Annotated in this window: 14 protein-coding genes, 1 tRNA gene and 1 pseudogene; 9 read left to right on the forward strand and 7 right to left on the reverse strand. The window is 61.6% G+C overall.

The genetic code is table 11. From position 1 onward, the window contains the following. Positions 1 to 50: 50 nt before the first annotated feature. Complete coding sequence (locus ACSR1C_RS14980; protein ID WP_460260190.1) at positions 51 to 806, reverse strand: sulfite exporter TauE/SafE family protein; 756 nt, start codon at positions 804 to 806, stop codon at positions 51 to 53. Between the two features lie 159 nt (positions 807 to 965). On the opposite strand from ACSR1C_RS14980, the gene mdh reads away from it, so the two are divergent. Beyond that, positions 966 to 1,928 carry a malate dehydrogenase gene (gene mdh / locus ACSR1C_RS14985; protein WP_460260191.1) on the forward strand — a complete coding sequence of 321 codons (963 nt, stop codon included), beginning with the start codon at positions 966 to 968 and terminating at the stop codon, positions 1,926 to 1,928. Between the two features lie 146 nt (positions 1,929 to 2,074). On the opposite strand, the gene ACSR1C_RS14990 is transcribed toward mdh, so the two are convergent. Beyond that, the gene (locus ACSR1C_RS14990; RefSeq protein ID WP_460260192.1) at positions 2,075 to 2,677 is read right to left on the reverse strand and encodes a sulfotransferase family 2 domain-containing protein; all 603 of its coding nucleotides are present in this window, start codon (positions 2,675 to 2,677) and stop codon (positions 2,075 to 2,077) included. Positions 2,678 to 2,959: 282 nt separating this feature from the next. Here ACSR1C_RS14990 and sucC point away from each other — a divergent pair, with 282 nt between their 5' ends. The 6 genes from sucC to lpdA all read left to right on the forward strand — a co-directional run bounded on the left by sucC (position 2,960) and on the right by lpdA (position 11,506). After that, positions 2,960 to 4,153 (forward strand): ADP-forming succinate--CoA ligase subunit beta, encoded by a 1,194-nt coding sequence (gene sucC, locus ACSR1C_RS14995; protein WP_460260193.1) that lies wholly within the window; start codon positions 2,960 to 2,962, stop codon positions 4,151 to 4,153. 4 nt (positions 4,154 to 4,157) lie between these two features. Continuing rightward, complete coding sequence (gene sucD / locus ACSR1C_RS15000) at positions 4,158 to 5,039, forward strand: succinate--CoA ligase subunit alpha (RefSeq protein WP_460260194.1); 882 nt, start codon at positions 4,158 to 4,160, stop codon at positions 5,037 to 5,039. A gap of 59 nt (positions 5,040 to 5,098) precedes the next feature. Further along, the gene (locus ACSR1C_RS15005) at positions 5,099 to 8,059 is read left to right on the forward strand and encodes a 2-oxoglutarate dehydrogenase E1 component (protein WP_460260195.1); all 2,961 of its coding nucleotides are present in this window, start codon (positions 5,099 to 5,101) and stop codon (positions 8,057 to 8,059) included. A 6-nt stretch (positions 8,060 to 8,065) separates the two neighbouring features. Beyond that, positions 8,066 to 9,556 (forward strand): 2-oxoglutarate dehydrogenase complex dihydrolipoyllysine-residue succinyltransferase, encoded by a 1,491-nt coding sequence (gene odhB / locus ACSR1C_RS15010; protein WP_460260196.1) that lies wholly within the window; start codon positions 8,066 to 8,068, stop codon positions 9,554 to 9,556. Positions 9,557 to 9,627: 71 nt separating this feature from the next. Further along, positions 9,628 to 10,017: an MAPEG family protein gene (locus tag ACSR1C_RS15015; RefSeq protein ID WP_460260197.1), complete on the forward strand. Its 390-nt coding sequence runs from the start codon at positions 9,628 to 9,630 to the stop codon at positions 10,015 to 10,017. Positions 10,018 to 10,117: 100 nt separating this feature from the next. Further along, on the forward strand, positions 10,118 to 11,506 hold the full coding sequence (gene lpdA / locus ACSR1C_RS15020) for a dihydrolipoyl dehydrogenase (RefSeq protein ID WP_460260198.1): 1,389 nt from the start codon (positions 10,118 to 10,120) through the stop codon (positions 11,504 to 11,506). 42 nt (positions 11,507 to 11,548) lie between these two features. Here the strand turns inward: lpdA and ACSR1C_RS15025 are convergent, their stop codons facing one another. From ACSR1C_RS15025 to ACSR1C_RS15035, 3 genes are all read right to left on the reverse strand, one after another. After that, the gene (locus ACSR1C_RS15025; protein WP_460260199.1) at positions 11,549 to 12,586 is read right to left on the reverse strand and encodes a sterol desaturase family protein; all 1,038 of its coding nucleotides are present in this window, start codon (positions 12,584 to 12,586) and stop codon (positions 11,549 to 11,551) included. 114 nt (positions 12,587 to 12,700) lie between these two features. Then, the gene (locus tag ACSR1C_RS15030; protein WP_460260200.1) at positions 12,701 to 13,351 is read right to left on the reverse strand and encodes a GntR family transcriptional regulator; all 651 of its coding nucleotides are present in this window, start codon (positions 13,349 to 13,351) and stop codon (positions 12,701 to 12,703) included. Between the two features lie 31 nt (positions 13,352 to 13,382). Next, the gene (locus tag ACSR1C_RS15035; RefSeq protein WP_460260201.1) at positions 13,383 to 14,090 is read right to left on the reverse strand and encodes a M48 family metallopeptidase; all 708 of its coding nucleotides are present in this window, start codon (positions 14,088 to 14,090) and stop codon (positions 13,383 to 13,385) included. A 148-nt stretch (positions 14,091 to 14,238) separates the two neighbouring features. Between ACSR1C_RS15035 and ACSR1C_RS15040 the strand changes: the two genes are divergently transcribed. After that, a complete protein-coding gene (locus ACSR1C_RS15040) occupies positions 14,239 to 14,571 on the forward strand; it encodes a TIGR02300 family protein (protein WP_460260202.1) in 333 nt (110 codons plus the stop codon). Between the two features lie 87 nt (positions 14,572 to 14,658). Then, positions 14,659 to 14,734, forward strand: a tRNA-Ala gene (locus ACSR1C_RS15045). 384 nt (positions 14,735 to 15,118) lie between these two features. Here ACSR1C_RS15045 and ACSR1C_RS15050 read toward each other — a convergent pair. Beyond that, entirely contained in the window at positions 15,119 to 15,856 is a 738-nt protein-coding gene (locus ACSR1C_RS15050; protein WP_460260203.1) for a hypothetical protein, read from the reverse strand. 548 nt (positions 15,857 to 16,404) lie between these two features. Then, positions 16,405 to 16,575, reverse strand: a pseudogene (locus ACSR1C_RS15055) (IS1595 family transposase); the annotation flags it as partial. Between the last annotated feature and the right edge of the window lie 172 nt (positions 16,576 to 16,747).

Consider the following 16,747-nt stretch of genomic DNA (forward strand, 5'->3'; position numbering starts at 1 on the left):
GCATGCAACGATACATGCATGCAACGGATTGCGGCCCAGCCCAGCCCGGTCTAACTCAGCGCGTCCCAGATCAGCTTGCTGCCGGTCAGCGTCAGCATCACATAGGTGATCGCAAAGAACAGGCGTTCGGGCACCACGCGGTGCGCCTTCACCCCCAGCCAGGCCCCCAGAAACGCGAAGGGCGCCAGCAACAGATCGGCCTTCAACGTCGCGGGCGTGAAGATGCCCAAGCTCGCATAGGGTATGAATTTCAGCAGGTTAATCGCCCAGAACACCAGAACCGTGGTCGCCTGAAAGGTGGTTTTCCCCAAACCTTCGGCCAGCAGGTACACCGCCACCGGCGGGCCGCCCGCATGGCTGATGAAACTGGTGAACCCGGCCACCACGCCGGCCACCACGCCGCCCGCCGGCGGAAACGGCCGCCCGCGATGGCGAAACAGCCGCAACCGCACCGCCAGCCGGAACCCCACGAACGCCAGCGCCACTGCCCCGATCAGCAGCCGGAACAGATCCGGATCCGCGGCCCGGAACAGCAGCGCGCCCAGCGCCACGCCGGGAACCGCGCCCAGCAAAAGACGCTTCGCGCCCGGCCAGTGCCATTTGCGCCAATAGGGCCGCAGCGTCGAGATATCCATCAACATCAGCAGCGGCAGCATCAGGCCCACGGCGGCCGCTGGCGGCAGGATCAGCGCCAGAATCGGCGTCGCGGCAAAGGCCGCGCCCGAGCCGAACCCGCCCTTGGACACCCCTGCAAAAAGCACCGCCGGGATCGCCAGCGCAAAAAACGTCAGATCGAGGGGTGGCATGGCTTCTCCCGTAAAATCTGGTCGTTTTTCCCACTTTAACCTGCGGCAGTACACCGGAAAAAGCAGCCTTCAGGGGATGCCGCAACGCGGCGGCCTTGCGCGAAGCGCCACGAAGGACTAGGCATTCGCCCAATTTCAACCAGATCAGGGACAATATCCATGGCCAGACCCAAGATCGCCCTTATCGGCTCCGGACAAATCGGCGGTACGCTCGCCCATCTCGCAGCCATCAAAGAACTCGGCGATGTCGTTCTCTTCGATATCGCGGACGGTGTTCCGCAGGGTAAAGCACTCGACATCGCCGAATCCGGCCCCTCCGAAGGGTTCGACGCCGCGATGAAGGGCACCACCGATTATGCCGATATCGCGGGTGCCGATGTTGTCATCGTGACCGCCGGTGTTCCGCGCAAGCCGGGCATGAGCCGCGACGATCTGCTGGGCATCAACCTGAAGGTCATGAAATCCGTGGGCGAAGGCATCGCCGCGAACGCCCCCGACGCCTTCGTGATCTGCATCACCAACCCGCTGGACGCCATGGTCTGGGCGCTGCGCGAATTCTCGGGCCTGCCCCACGCCAAGGTCGTCGGCATGGCCGGTGTGCTGGACAGCGCCCGCTTCCGTCACTTCCTGTCGGTTGAATTCGATGTCTCGATGAAAGATGTCACCGCCTTCGTTCTGGGCGGCCACGGCGACACGATGGTGCCGCTGGCGCGCTATTCCACCGTTGGCGGCATCCCGCTGCCCGATCTGGTCGAAATGGGCTGGACCACGCAGGACAAGCTGGACGCGATCATCCAGCGCACCCGTGATGGCGGCGCCGAGATCGTCGGCCTGCTGAAAACCGGCTCCGCCTTCTATGCGCCGGCCACCTCGGCGATCGAGATGGCCGAGGCCTATCTGAAAGACCAGAAGCGCCTGCTGCCCTGCGCCGCCTATTGCGACGGCGAGTTCGGCCTGAAAGGCATGTATGTGGGTGTGCCCACCGTCATCGGCGCCAACGGGATCGAAAAGATCGTGGATATCAAGCTGAGCAAGGACGAACAGGCGATGTTCGACAAATCGGTCGAGGCCGTGAAAGGCCTTGTCACCGCGTGCAAGGGCATCGACGGCTCGCTGGCCTGAGCCAGCCCGCCCCCGTCAATCGCAAAGGGCCCGTCACGCGGGCCCTTTGTCGTTTTGCGGGATCGGCCCGGCCCGGAGCGTCGCCAGAAGCGCGTAATCGTCGCTGTAGAATTCCCGCACCAAGTCGCGCGTTCTGTCGCTGACCGTCACCGGCATATCGCGGCTGGCATTTTCATGCGCGGGTGCCGGAACGGGATCGGTGCCGGTGACCTGATCGATCCAGCGGTAAACCGGCCCAAGCCCGTCTTCGAGCACGAACAGCCGGTGCGACGGGGAGACGGGGCGACGAATTCCACCTGCGGCCGGATGTGATTGTCAAGCAGATAGGGATCTTTCGCATAGGCCCTGAAAATGCGTGGCACCCAGCGGTCGAAATCCGCCACGATCTTGCCGCGCCCGACGGTGATGCGCGTGGCTTCGGCCCGCTTCACACCGGCAGGGGCAATCAGGCGATGCAGCGACTGCTTGAACGGTTTGTAGGTCTTGCTGCGGTACCGATACTCGCTGATCAGCCGCGCCAGCGGGTCACGCAGCGTGGCAAAGCCGTGGTCGTAGAATTCCCGCGGCACCAGACGCTGATACACCGCGCGGTGCAGGTGCTGCGGGGTCGATCTGTTCCAGTCGCTCAGCCCCTCGTCCAGCAGGGCCAACCGGCCCTTGGCCTGCAGATAGGCTTCCACGCTGGATCCGCCCGTTTTCGGGACATGCGCATAGAACAGCAGCAAGGACCCAACCCGGGCAAGTGGCATCGGAACAGTCTCCTTATCGGTGTCGGCCGGACACAGGTTAGCGCCGCCGCGGGAACATATGAAGGGGCGCGCCATGCCACGGATCACTGCAACTGGCAACCACATGGCCGAAAACCGCACAACGATTCGTCAGGCCGCAACCTTTGTGATCACACCCGCAATTAGCGTGATCACATAATTCCAAAATCCCGCTTAAATCCCCGCAACCAGCGAAAAACCGTTTATTTGTATGTTGCAGCGTGCCATTAGGCCAATGAAACGCACTAGTACGGGACTCACTTCATGAACATTCATGAATATCAGGCGAAGGCTCTTCTTCGTGACTACGGCGCACCGGTTTCTGATGGCCGCGTCGTTCTGAAAGCCGACGAAGCAAAAACCGCCGCGGGCGAAATGGATGGCCCGCTTTGGGTGGTCAAGGCCCAGATTCACGCGGGCGGCCGCGGCAAGGGCCACTTCAAAGAGGCCGACGCCGGTGAGAAGGGCGGCGTGCGTCTGGCCAAATCGGTGGAAGAAGCCGAAACCATGGCCAAGCAGATGCTGGGCCGCACCCTGGTGACACATCAGACCGGCCCGGCCGGCAAGCAGGTCAACCGTATCTATATCGAGGATGGCTCGGGCATCGAGACCGAACTCTACCTCGCCCTGCTGGTCGATCGTCAGACCAGCCGCATCTCTTTCGTCTGCTCGACCGAAGGCGGCATGGACATCGAAGAGGTCGCCGCGGCGACCCCCGAAAAGATCCTGAGCTTCTCGGTCGATCCCGCGACCGGCTATCAGCCGTTCCACGGCCGCCGCATCGCGTTCTCGCTGGGCCTTGAGGGCAAGCAGGTCAAGCAATGCGTCGCCCTGATGGGCGCTCTCTATAAAGCCTTCACCGAGAAGGACATGGAGATGCTGGAGATCAACCCGCTGATCGTTACCGACAGCGGTGACATGAAAGTGCTCGACGCGAAGGTCAGCTTCGACGGCAACGCGCTGTACCGCCACCCCGACATCACGGCCCTGCGGGATGAGACGGAAGAGGACCCCAAGGAACTCGCCGCGTCCAAGCACGACCTGAACTATATCGCCCTGGACGGCGAAATCGGCTGCATGGTCAACGGTGCCGGTCTGGCGATGGCCACGATGGACATCATCAAGCTTTATGGCGCGGAACCCGCCAACTTTCTTGACGTGGGCGGCGGCGCGACCAAGGAAAAAGTCACCGAGGCGTTCAAGATCATCACCTCGGACCCGAACGTCAAAGGCATTCTGGTCAACATCTTCGGCGGCATCATGCGCTGCGACGTCATCGCCGAAGGCGTGATCGCCGCGGTGAAAGAGGTCGGCCTGCAGGTTCCGCTGGTTGTGCGCCTTGAAGGCACCAATGTCGAGCTGGGCAAGGACATCATCAAGAACTCGGGCCTGAACGTGATCGCGGCGGACGACCTGAAGGACGGCGCCGAGAAGATCGTGAAAGCGGTGAAGGGATAAGAACATGGCAGTTCTCGTAGACGAAAACACCAAAGTCATCTGTCAGGGCTTCACCGGCTCGCAGGGCACCTTCCATTCGGAACAGGCCATCGCTTACGGCACCAAGATGGTTGGCGGCGTGACGCCGGGCAAGGGTGGCATGACCCATCTGGATCTGCCGGTGTTCAACTCCTGCCACGAAGCGGTGGCGCTGACCGGCGCGAATGCGTCCGTCATCTATGTGCCGCCCCCCTTCGCGGCGGATTCGATCCTGGAAGCGATCGACGCCGAGCTTCCGCTGATCATCTGCATCACCGAAGGTATCCCGGTGCTGGACATGATGAAGGTCAAGCGCGCGCTGGAAGGGTCTTCCTCGATCCTGATCGGCCCGAACTGCCCCGGCGTCATCACCCCCGACGCCTGCAAGATCGGCATCATGCCCGGCCATATCCACAAGCGTGGCTCGGTCGGCGTCGTATCGCGTTCGGGCACCCTGACCTATGAGGCGGTGAAACAGACCTCCGATTCCGGTCTGGGCCAGTCCACTGCGGTGGGCATCGGCGGCGACCCGATCAAAGGGACCGAGCATATCGACGTGCTGGAAATGTTCCTGGCCGACCCGGAAACCCAGTCGATCATCATGATCGGTGAAATCGGCGGCTCTGCGGAAGAAGAAGCCGCGCAGTTCCTGGCCGATGAAAAGAAAAAAGGCCGCTGGAAACCGACCGCGGGCTTCATCGCCGGGCGCACCGCGCCTCCGGGCCGCCGCATGGGCCATGCCGGTGCGATCGTCGCCGGTGGCAAGGGCGGTGCCGAGGACAAGATCGAAGCGATGAAATCGGCCGGTATCGTGGTCGCCGACAGCCCCGCCCATCTGGGCGAGGCCGTGCTGAAAGCGATCGGGTAAAACAAACAGAGCAACCGCGCCCCCAGGGTGGGGCGCGGTTTTAACAGTCAGGTGCAGCCATGACCGACCAGTCCCCCAACGACGTCTTCCACGCCTCCTCGTTCCTGCAGGGGCATAACGCGGAATATATCGAACAGCTTTACGCCCGTTATGCCAACGACCCCAACGCGGTCGACGCATCGTGGCAGCAGTTCTTTCGCACGCTCGGCGACGAAGAGATGGACGTCAAGAAAGAGGCCGCCGGCCCGTCCTGGGCACGGCTGGACTGGCCCCCGGTTCCCAATGACGAATTGACCGCCGCGCTGGACGGCCAGTGGCCCGCCGCACCGGCCGAAGCCCGCGACGCCGGCAAGAAGATCAAGGCCAAGGCCGCCGAAAAAGGCATCGAGGTATCGGACGAGCAGATCAAGCGCGCCGTGCTGGACAGCATCCGCGCCCTGATGATCATCCGCGCCTACCGCATCCGGGGCCATCTGGTCGCCGATCTGGATCCGCTGGGGATGCACGAACAGACCCCCCACCCCGAGCTGGATCCGAAATCCTATGGCTTCACCGATGCCGATATGGATCGCCCGATCTTCATCGACAACGTGCTGGGGCTTCAGCATGCCTCGATGCGGCAGATCATCGAGATTGTGAAGCGCACCTATTGTGGCACTTTCGCGCTGCAATACATGCATATCTCGGACCCCGAGCAGGCCGGTTGGCTGAAAGAGCGGATCGAGGGTTTCGGCAAGGAAATCCAGTTCACCCGCGAAGGCCGCCGCGCCATCCTGAACAAGCTGGTCGAGGCCGAAGGCTTCGAGAAATTCCTGCACGTCAAATACATGGGCACCAAGCGCTTCGGCCTTGATGGCGGCGAAAGCCTGATCCCCGCGATGGAGCAGATCATCAAGCGCGGCGGCGCGCTGGGGGCCAAAGAGATCGTCATCGGCATGCCGCACCGCGGCCGCCTGTCGGTGCTGGCCAACGTGATGGCCAAGCCCTATCGCGCGATCTTCAACGAATTCCAGGGCGGCAGCTTCAAGCCCGAAGATGTCGATGGTTCGGGCGATGTGAAGTATCACCTTGGCGCGTCAAGCGACCGCGAATTCGACAGCAACAAGGTGCACCTGTCGCTGACCGCGAACCCCAGCCACCTTGAGGCCGTGAACCCGGTGGTGCTGGGCAAGGCCCGCGCCAAGCAGTTCCAGTTCAACGACCCCAAGCGCGAAACGGTGATCCCGGTCCTGCTGCATGGCGACGCAGCTTTTGCCGGTCAGGGCGTCGTGGCCGAATGTTTCGGCCTGTCGGGCCTTGTCGGGCACCGTACCGGGGGCACCATCCATATCGTGGTGAACAACCAGATCGGGTTCACCACCGCGCCGCATTTCAGCCGCTCGTCGCCCTATCCCACCGACAATGCGCTGGTGGTCGAGGCGCCGATCTTCCACGTCAATGGTGATGACCCCGAGGCCGTGGTCCACGCCGCCAAGGTGGCAACCGAGTTCCGCCAGAAATTCCACAAGGACGTGGTTATCGACATCTTCTGCTATCGCCGCTTCGGTCACAACGAAGGCGACGAGCCGATGTTCACCAACCCGGTGATGTACAAGAAGATCAAGAAGCAGAAGACCACGCTGCAGCTGTATACCGACCGGCTGGTCAAGGACGGCCTGATCCCCGAGGGCGAGATTGAGGATATGAAGGCTGCGTTCCAGGCCCATCTGAATGAAGAGTTCGAGGCCGGCAAGGACTACAAGCCGAACAAGGCCGACTGGCTGGATGGCCGCTGGTCGCACCTCAACCGCGAGGGCGAGGAATATCAGCGCGGCGAAACCGCGATTCCCGAAGAGACCCTGCAAGAGGTCGGCGCCGCCCTGACCCGCGTGCCCGACGGCTTTGCCCTGCACAAGACCGTCGGCCGGCTGCTGGACACCAAGAAAGAGATGTTCGCCACCGGCAAGGGCGTCGACTGGGCCACGGCCGAGGCGCTGGCCTTCGGCTCGTTGCTGACCGAAGGTTATCAGGTGCGTCTGTCCGGGCAGGACAGTTCGCGCGGAACCTTTTCGCAGCGCCACTCGGCCTTCATCAATCAGGATACCGAGGAACGCTATTACCCGCTGAACCAGATCCGCGACGGACAGGCGCATTACGAGGTCATCGACTCGATGCTGTCGGAATACGCCGTACTGGGGTTCGAGTATGGCTATTCGCTGGCCGAACCGAACGCGCTGGTGATGTGGGAAGCCCAGTTCGGCGATTTCGCCAATGGCGCGCAGATCATGTTCGACCAGTTCATCAGTTCGGGCGAGCGTAAATGGCTGCGGATGTCGGGTTTGGTGATGCTGCTGCCGCACGGGTTCGAGGGCCAGGGACCTGAACATAGTTCAGCGCGCCTGGAACGGTTCTTGCAGAACTCGGCCGAAGACAACTGGATCGTCGCCAACTGCTCGACCCCGGCCAACTATTTCCACATCCTGCGCCGCCAGTTGCACCGCAGCTTCCGCAAGCCGCTGGTGCTGATGACGCCGAAATCGCTGTTGCGCCACAAGCTGGCCGTGTCGGAAGTGGCCGAATTCACCTCGGGGTCGTCGTTCCACCGGGTACTGTGGGATGATGCCGAGATGGGCAAATCCGATACCAGGCTGGTGGCCGACGACAAGATCAAGCGCGTCGTGATCTCGTCCGGCAAGGTCTATTACGACCTGCTGGAAGAACGCGACGCCCGCGGCATCGACGATGTCTATCTGCTGCGGCTGGAACAGTTCTATCCGTTCCCGGCGATCAGTCTGGCCAAAGAGCTGGGCCGCTTCCCGCAGGCGCAAATGGTCTGGTGTCAGGAAGAACCCAAGAACCAGGGCGGCTGGAGCTTCGTCGAACCCAATCTGGAATGGGTACTCACACGGATCAAGGCCACGCATTCGCGCCCGCGCTATGTGGGCCGCAACGCATCCGCCTCGCCCGCGACGGGCCTCGCCAGCCAGCACAAAGCACAGCAAGAGGCGCTCGTGAACGAAGCGCTGACCATCGAAGGGTAATTCAAGATGTCCACAGAAGTCCGCGTGCCCACCCTGGGCGAAAGCGTTACCGAAGCCACCGTCGCCACCTGGTTCAAGAAACCGGGCGATGCCGTCGCCGTCGATGAAATGCTCTGCGAGCTGGAAACCGACAAGGTGACGGTCGAGGTTCCCTCGCCCGTTGCCGGCACATTGGGCGAAATCATCGCCGCCGAGGGCGAAACCGTCGGCGTGGACGCGCTGCTGGCCACCATCGCCGAAGGCGCTGCCGCCGCCGCGACAACCGCCCCGGCCGCCCCGGCGCAAACGCCTGCCGAAACCGGCGGCGAAACCATCGACGTCATGGTGCCCACCCTGGGCGAAAGCGTGACCGAGGCCACGGTTTCCACCTGGTTCAAAAAGGCCGGCGATACCGTCGCGCAGGACGAGATGCTGTGCGAGCTGGAAACCGACAAAGTGTCGGTCGAGGTACCCTCGCCCGCCGCCGGCACGATCACCGAGATTCTGGCCCCCGAGGGCACCACGGTCGAGGCGTCGGGCAAACTGGCCGTGCTGACCACCGGCGCCAGCGCCGCACCCGCCCCGGCCAAAACCGAAGCCCCGGCAGCCGCCCCAGCCCCGGCCAGCGGCAAGGATGTCGAAGACGCCCCCGCCGCCAAGAAACTGATGGCCGAAAAGGGCCTGAGCGCCGATCAGGTCACCGGCTCGGGCCGCGACGGACGGATCATGAAAGAGGACGTGCTGAAGGCCGCAATCGCGCCCGTTGCAGCCCCGGCCCCGGCCACAACGCCGCGCGCGCCAGCCCCCGCCGAGGACGTGGCGCGCGAGGAACGGGTAAAGATGACCCGCCTGCGCCAGACCATCGCCAAGCGCCTGAAGGACAGTCAGAACACCGCCGCCATGCTGACCACCTTCAACGAGGTGGACATGTCGGCAACCATGGCGCTGCGCAAGGAATACAAGGACCTGTTCGAGAAGAAGCACGGCGTGCGCCTGGGCTTCATGTCCTTCTTCACCAAGGCCTGCTGCCACGCGCTGAAAGAGGTGCCCGAGGTCAACGCCGAAATCGACGGCACCGATATCGTCTACAAGAACTTCGTTCACATGGGCATCGCCGCAGGCACGCCCACCGGCCTTGTGGTGCCGGTGATCCGCGACGTCGATGCGATGTCCTTTGCCGAAATCGAAAAGGCAATCGCCGAAAAGGGCGCGCGCGCCCGCGACGGCAAGCTGTCGATGGCCGAAATGCAGGGTGGCACCTTCACCATCTCGAACGGCGGCGTCTATGGCTCGTTGATGTCCGCGCCGATCCTGAACCCGCCGCAGTCCGGTATCCTGGGAATGCACAAGATTCAGGACCGCCCGGTGGTGGTGAACGGCGAGATCGTGATCCGCCCGATGATGTATCTGGCGCTGTCCTATGACCACCGGATCGTCGACGGCAAGGGCGCCGTGACCTTCCTGGTGCGGGTGAAAGAAGCGCTGGAGGATCCGCGCCGCCTGTTGATGGACCTGTAGTCTGCTGGCCCGCACCGCCACAGACGCGGGCCAAAACCCTATGTTCACGCCGTAACTGAAAGCCAAGTCCCATGACCACAGAACTTACTGTCCTTGCTCTCGCCGGCCTGCTTCAGGTACTGCAAATTTTCATTTATTCGGGCTCCGGCCGCAGTCAGGTTGACCCCAAGCTTGCCTTCGGGCCGCGCGACACGCCGATCGAACTGACGGGCGTTCCCGGCCGTCTGAAACGCGCGATGGACAATCACTTCGAAGGTCTGATCCTGTTCACGCTCGCAGTGGTCGTGGTCACCCTGGGGGGCCAGGCCACCCCGTTTACGGCCGGCTGTGCCTGGGTCTATCTGGGTGCGCGCGTTCTGTACGTTCCCGCCTATGCACTGGGCTTGGCGCCCTGGCGCTCGATGATCTGGTCCATCGGCCTCATCGCCACGATTGCGATGATCGTGTCGGCATTGTTCTGATCCACCAGCCCGGACGAAAAACTCTTCGGGGTGAGATGGCGATACACCGGCAAAAGCTGGCAACTCCATCCCCCCAGGCACACGACCACAGGAGACACCCATGGCAAACTATGATGTAATCGTGATCGGCGGTGGCCCCGGTGGCTATGTCTGCGCCATCCGCTGCGCCCAGCTGGGGCTGAAAACCGCCTGTGTCGAAGGGCGCGAAACCCTGGGCGGTACCTGCCTGAATGTCGGCTGCATTCCCTCAAAAGCGCTGCTGCATGCATCCCATATGCTGCATGAGGCCGAGCATAATTTCGCCGCGATGGGGCTGAAGGGAAAATCCCCGTCGGTCGATTGGCCCGCGATGCTGGCCTACAAGGACGATGTCATCGGGCAGAACACCAAGGGCATCGAGTTCCTGTTCAAAAAGAACAAGGTGGACTGGCTGAAGGGCTGGGGCGCGATCCCCGCCGCCGGTCAGGTCAAGGTCGGCGACGAGGTTCACACCGCCAAGAACATCGTCATCGCCACCGGGTCCGCGTCCTCCTCGCTGCCCGGGGTCGAGATCGACGAGAAGGTTGTCGTGACCTCGACCGGCGCGCTGGCCTTGCCCAAGGTGCCGAAAAAGCTGGTGGTGATCGGTGCCGGCGTGATCGGGCTGGAAATGGGGTCGGTCTATGCCCGTCTGGGCGCCGAGGTGACTGTGGTCGAATATCTGGACGCAATCACCCCAGGCATGGATGCCGAAGTCGCCCGGGCCTTTCAGAAACTGCTGAAGAAGCAGGGGCTTGAATTCATTCTGGGCGCCGCCGTCCAGGGCGTCGAGGCGATGAAAACCAAGGCCAAGGTCAACTACAAGCTGCGCAAGGACAACAGCGAGCATCAGCTTGATGCCGACGTGGTTCTGGTGGCCACCGGGCGCAAACCCTTTACCGACGGGCTGGGGCTGGAACCGCTGGGGGTCGAGATGCTGCCGCGCGGTCAGATCAAGACCGATGGCCACTGGGCGACCAGCGTTGAAGGCGTCTATGCCATCGGTGACGCCATCGAGGGTCCGATGCTGGCCCACAAGGCCGAGGATGAAGGCATGGCCGTGGCCGAGGTGATCGCCGGCAAGGCAGGGCATGTGAATTACGGCGTGATCCCCGGCGTGATCTACACCTCGCCCGAGGTGGCCAGCGTCGGCAAGACCGAGGAACAGCTCAAGGACGAAGGCCGCGCCTATAAGGTCGGCAAGTTTTCCTTCATGGGCAACGGCCGCGCCAAGGCGGTGTTCCAGGGCGACGGTTTCGTGAAACTGCTGGCCGACAAGGACACCGACCGCATTCTGGGCTGCCACATCATCGGCCCGTCGGCGGGCGATCTGATCCACGAGGTCTGTGTCGCGATGGAATTCGGCGCCTCGGCCCAGGATCTGGCGCTGACCTGCCACGCCCACCCGACCTTTTCAGAAGCGGTGCGCGAAGCGGCGCTGGCCTGCGGCGACGGCGCGATCCACGCCTGATATCCTCTGCGGGCGCGCCGCCATCGCGGCGCCCCGCCGATCCTAGCTGTTTTTCGTCCGAAGCTTTCGCTTCAGCCGCCTGGAAGCCAGCGCATAGGCATTTCTGACCGGAACGACGTAAAGCCCCACACAGCTTTCGAATTCAGTTACATAGTCTTTCGAAATCCCGAACCGGACATCCTTGTTGGTGTCGGGCAGATGATAGGTTCGGAACAGAACATCCCAGATTGGGAACATGAAAGCAAAATTCTTGTCGATATGATCGGGATGACAGCTGTGGTGGATATGGTGATGCGCAGGGGATGGAACGACCATCGACCAGCGCCCCGGCCAGCGGAACCACACATGCGAATGCCGCAGATTATACCCAAGCATGTTGAATGCGAACATCAGCAGCGGCACCCCCAGAAGCGCGGGCATATCGGGGACATAACCGAACAGAACACTGGCCACCCCCATGAACAGCCCATACGCCGATCCGGTCCCCAGGGCATAGAAAATGTTGTCGACCGGATGTTCGCGGTAATTGGACAAGGGGTGCATCACCTCGGAACTGTGGTGAACTTTGTGAAACTCCCACAAGAACGGTAGCTTATGCTGCAGATAGTGGATGCCATAGGCGACAAGATCCACACTGGCGATTACAACGACCATATACCCCGCGGATATGAGGCTATGCGCAATCCCCGCGCCTTGTACCTGGGTGCTTGCGTCGATCAGATTGGGCCCGCCGGTGACATGCCGAAAGACGAAGTTCATCGCCCCGACGAGGAGCGCCACGTAAACAATCTTTCCAAACACCTGATGGAAAAAGAAATATCTCACATCCAGCCAGGCGGACGGGTGGCTCCAGACATGTTTTGGAAACAGGAACCGCAGGAACCCCCCGGCGGACGTTTTCGGCGTGGGATCGCGCCGGGCCGTCACCCGATAGACAAAGAACGCCAAAAGGATCGAAGCGACCATATACAGCCAGAAGATACGTTGGCCGGGCAAAAACGGATAGGCCAATACAAAGAAGAACTGCGCTTTGAGGGTCGCAAAAGACAGCGACAGGAATTCCGCAATAGGATCAAGCATTCGACGTGGCCTTGTCTGTTAACGAACGATAAGGCAGGTATCCCTGTTTCTTTGGCTATTTTTCAGCAGAAATAAGGCAATGCGTGGCACTGGGCGCGGGCTGCGGGCACAGGGCTAGGCCGCCAGCATCCGCAACCCCTGCGTCACGTCGGTGCGTACCGACAGGCGCAGGGCGGGCTCGTCGCCCGCGCGCAACGCCGCCAGGATCATCCGGTGGTGTTGGGGCGGCTCGGTGCGGCCCAGGCGGCCATAGAGCGACCGCATGGTCGGTCCAAGCTGCAGCCAGACGGTTTCCGTCATCGCCAGCATCGCCGGCGCCTGTGCGCGCAGATAGAGGGTGCGGTGAAATTCCAGGTTGGCGCGGATATAGCCGACCGCATCCTTGCGGCTGACCACCTCGGCGATCGTGCCGTTGATCGCCTGCAACCGCTCGATCAGCGCCATATGGGCGCGCGGCAGGGCCCGGGCCGCCAGTTCGGGTTCCAGCAGGGCGCGCAGCGCGGCCAGCTCCTCGATCCGTTCGTTCGACAACTCGGGGGTGGACACCCGCCCGGACGACGACAGCGTCAGCGCGCCCTCGGCCACCAATCGGCGCACGGCCTCGCGCACCGGGGTCATCGACACGCCGAACTGCCTGCCGACCCCACGCAGGGTCAGCGCAGCCCCCGGCGTCAGTTCGCCATGCATGATGCGGGTGCGCAATGTCCGGTAGACATGCTCGTGGGCGGCGGTGCCCGCCTCGGCCGGTTTGTTCTGAAGCAACATGCGGTGAATGTGATCACAAATGGGGGCGCCGTCAATCGCCGAAGCGCACCCGATGCAGCATAGCGCCGTTTTGATGCAGCCAGGTGCGGTGGGCGGTATAGTCCGGGCATATCCCCGCCACGACATCCCAGAAGGCCTGTGAATGGTTCATCTCGCGCAGATGCGCGACCTCATGCGCGGCGACATAATCCAGAACCTCTGGCGGGGCCATGATCAGCCGCCAGGAAAACATCAGATCCCCGTTCGATGAACACGACCCCCAGCGCGAGCGGGTGTCGCGCAGGGTCAACCGGCCATAGCCCAGCCCCAGCCGCGCGGCATAGCCGTCGGCGGCCGCGGCCAGCCGGTCGCGCGCAGCCTGTTTCAAGAATGCCTCGACCCGTTTTCCGACCCTGTCGGGGATGTCGGGCACCAGCAACGCGCCATCCTGCAGGCGCGGACCGCGCACCGCCGCAGCGCGGATCGGCAGCGCCCCGCCTTCGAATGGCAAGGTGCCACCGATCTGCACCCGGGCCGGGTCGGGCCGCCCGGTCAGATGGCCCCGAATCCAGGCCGCCCGGTCATGTAGAAAGGCCAGCCCCTCGTTCAGCGGGGCGCGGTGCGGCAGGGTCAGCGTCACCCGCCCGTCAAGCTGCGACACCCGCAGGGAATAACGCCGCGCCCTGGCCGAACGGCGCAATACCACCTCGACCGGCGGCTCGCCGGGCAGGGTCGCTGAATTTGGCTCGCGCTTTTTCATGGGAATCAGCCTAGCAACGGGCGGAACCCTGTGCAGCCGCAAAAGCACGGGTTTGACACACTGCGTGGAAAAGGGCTTTGACACCCTCGGGGACTTGTGGCAGTTGGCTGCGACTCTGATATGACAACGCCGAATGAAGGGGAAATCCATGCCCAAAGAAGAATGGGGCGTCAAGCGCGTTTGCCCGAACTGTTCGACCCGCTTCTATGACCTGCGGCGCGATCCGATGACGTGCCCGTCCTGCGGCCACAGCATTTCGCTGAGCAGCCTGACCTCGGGCAAAGGTCGTACTCTGGTCGCTGACAAGTCGGACGCAACGAACAAGACGTCGGACGAAGCCGAACTGGAAACCGGCGACGAAGTGCTGGACGATGACGACACCGAGGTCGATCTGGGCGACGATGTTCTGGAAGACGACGATGACGACGAAGTGTCGCTTGACGATATCGCGGATGTCGCGGCGGACGACGACGACAGCTAAGCGGATTGCGGGGGATTTTTTCTCTTGATCTCCCCCGCACGCTGCCATAGAGACACGCGGGCAGGCGGAACCGCCTGCCGCACGGTCGGGGCCATAGCTCAGTTGGGAGAGCGCTTGCATGGCATGCAAGAGGTCAGGGGTTCGACTCCCCTTGGCTCCACCAAATCCAAGAACCTAAGACGCTGAAAGGCAAGCGAATTCCGCTTTCCGTTTTCTGCGTTCCACCACTTCCCCCACCACCCGGATCAGAATCACTTTGCGGCAGGCTCCATCCCATTGGCGCAACCGTGGCGCTGAATTCGTGACTGCCTGTGCGGTCTCGATGCTTGCTCGTGCCCACGGTCGCGGGCTTTTTCAATGGCGATTGTATATTTGACAAATCAACAGCCTGCAATCGACTGCAAGACGATCTGACTGAGCAGTTCAGTCGTCCTTCTTGTCGTCAGGCTTCTGCTTCACCAGCTTCTTGAGCCGTTCCTCAAATCGGGCTTCGTCGTCATCCGTCTCTAGCTGGTGAGCGGCTTCTTTGAACTTGTCGAGTTGGGCTTTATTGGAGGAGGAATTTACCATCTGTCCCTGAAATTGCGTTGAAGTTGATAAGGTCAGCCACGTTCGAGATCAGCGCCTTGTCCTCTTGCGTCAAGTCGTTTTCGTAAAGGGCATATTTGTAAAGCCCGGGGCGCGTTTCCGTGTCAGAAAAGGCAAGGTATTTTGCAGCAATCGAATTGGGGTGAGATACAACGGCATCTATTAACGCGGTCTTGTTGTTCGATTCCACAGCCAAATCAAAGGTATGAGTTTTCCCGCTTTTGCCTGGATACTGCGCTTCAAGTTTAGTTTCTGGCTTCCATTTTGCACGATCAAGAATGGCCTTCGTCTTTTGTATCAGCCCGTACTCGCGTGTTTTTCGTGCGCGGTATATGACGGCTCTGGAAGCGTCCGCAGACGCGTTGGCAACCGACACAACAGCTGACCAAAGCCACGCCTCAGAAGAAGCACTCGCGCGAATTTGCTGCCTGACCTTTACGAACTCACAGCCGAACGCCGTAGCAATTTGAGCGACACTACGATTGAACGCAGGGGCGTCGATGCCGTGCATCCACGCAATGCGACCAGCCCCCCCGCCATCATGGACAATGAAGCCATCGCCAACACCAACGACAAAGACCTCAACTTGGTCAAAAGATGGATACATGCAGTGCGTTGCTACCTTGATGCCATCCTCTGTTCGCTCACACGTAGCGAATTGATCTAGCTTCGAATTTACAAAACTACAGTCTAACATGGTCGGCTCCAAAGCCCCTCGTCCGGCAGGACAATGGGCGTGTTATGTGGCTGGATTCTAACGTTTATATGGTCGCAAAACCAGAAAAACATGTCACTGATGCCACCTATGTGATCGTCAATGGGTCGCCTCAGCGGCAGCGCCCAAACGCCTGTTCTGCTGACATATGATCTGTTGTCAGACCAAGCGTGGACATGTGTCCCGCATACAAGTGGCGGGAGGCCAACTTCCTGAGCGAACGGTGGGTTTGCCTTACATGTTTCCTCTGCATCCCGGTCAATGCGCGAGACATTGTTTCCACGAAAAATCAAACTTATCGACGGAAAGTGTGAGTGCCTCTCAGGGACGCGAAAGCGCAGGCTGCCCCTAGTGCGGCCAGTGTCTTCCTCAAGAATTGTCCACGTGATCTGATAATCTCTGTAGCCTGGATTAAAAGTCCAATGCGGCTGGTAGTCCTCCAGCACCTTGGCTGGGTTGGAGAGAAATTCGTCTACGGCAGAAAGCTGGTTTTCATCTACTGACAATAGATCGCCTCAAAAAGAATCGCCTTAAGCTATTACTTCGTCAGGCCTCCGATACGTCAACCGCTTACCTTTTCCGCTCACCAGCGCCAGAACCGCACGCGACCGATCATCAACACCGTTCGCAATCCGGTTGTTGTAACGAAACTCGAACTCAGCTGCGTAGCGGTGAAGGTGCTTCTTGGCGCAGTGCTGGTACGCTCGCGATCACCAGAGGATCCTCACGCCGCACATGTCAGACCATTTGGCGCGCGCCGGAATACGGCGTCTCCCAAAACTGTTTGCCGATCTGACGCATCCGCCCAGTTTACCTGTGAAGCGGCCCGCGCCCGCCCTGTAGGGCATGCGCGGGCCTTTGAACGAAAAGGAC

This window comes from Actibacterium sp. D185-2 (assembly GCF_054954595.1).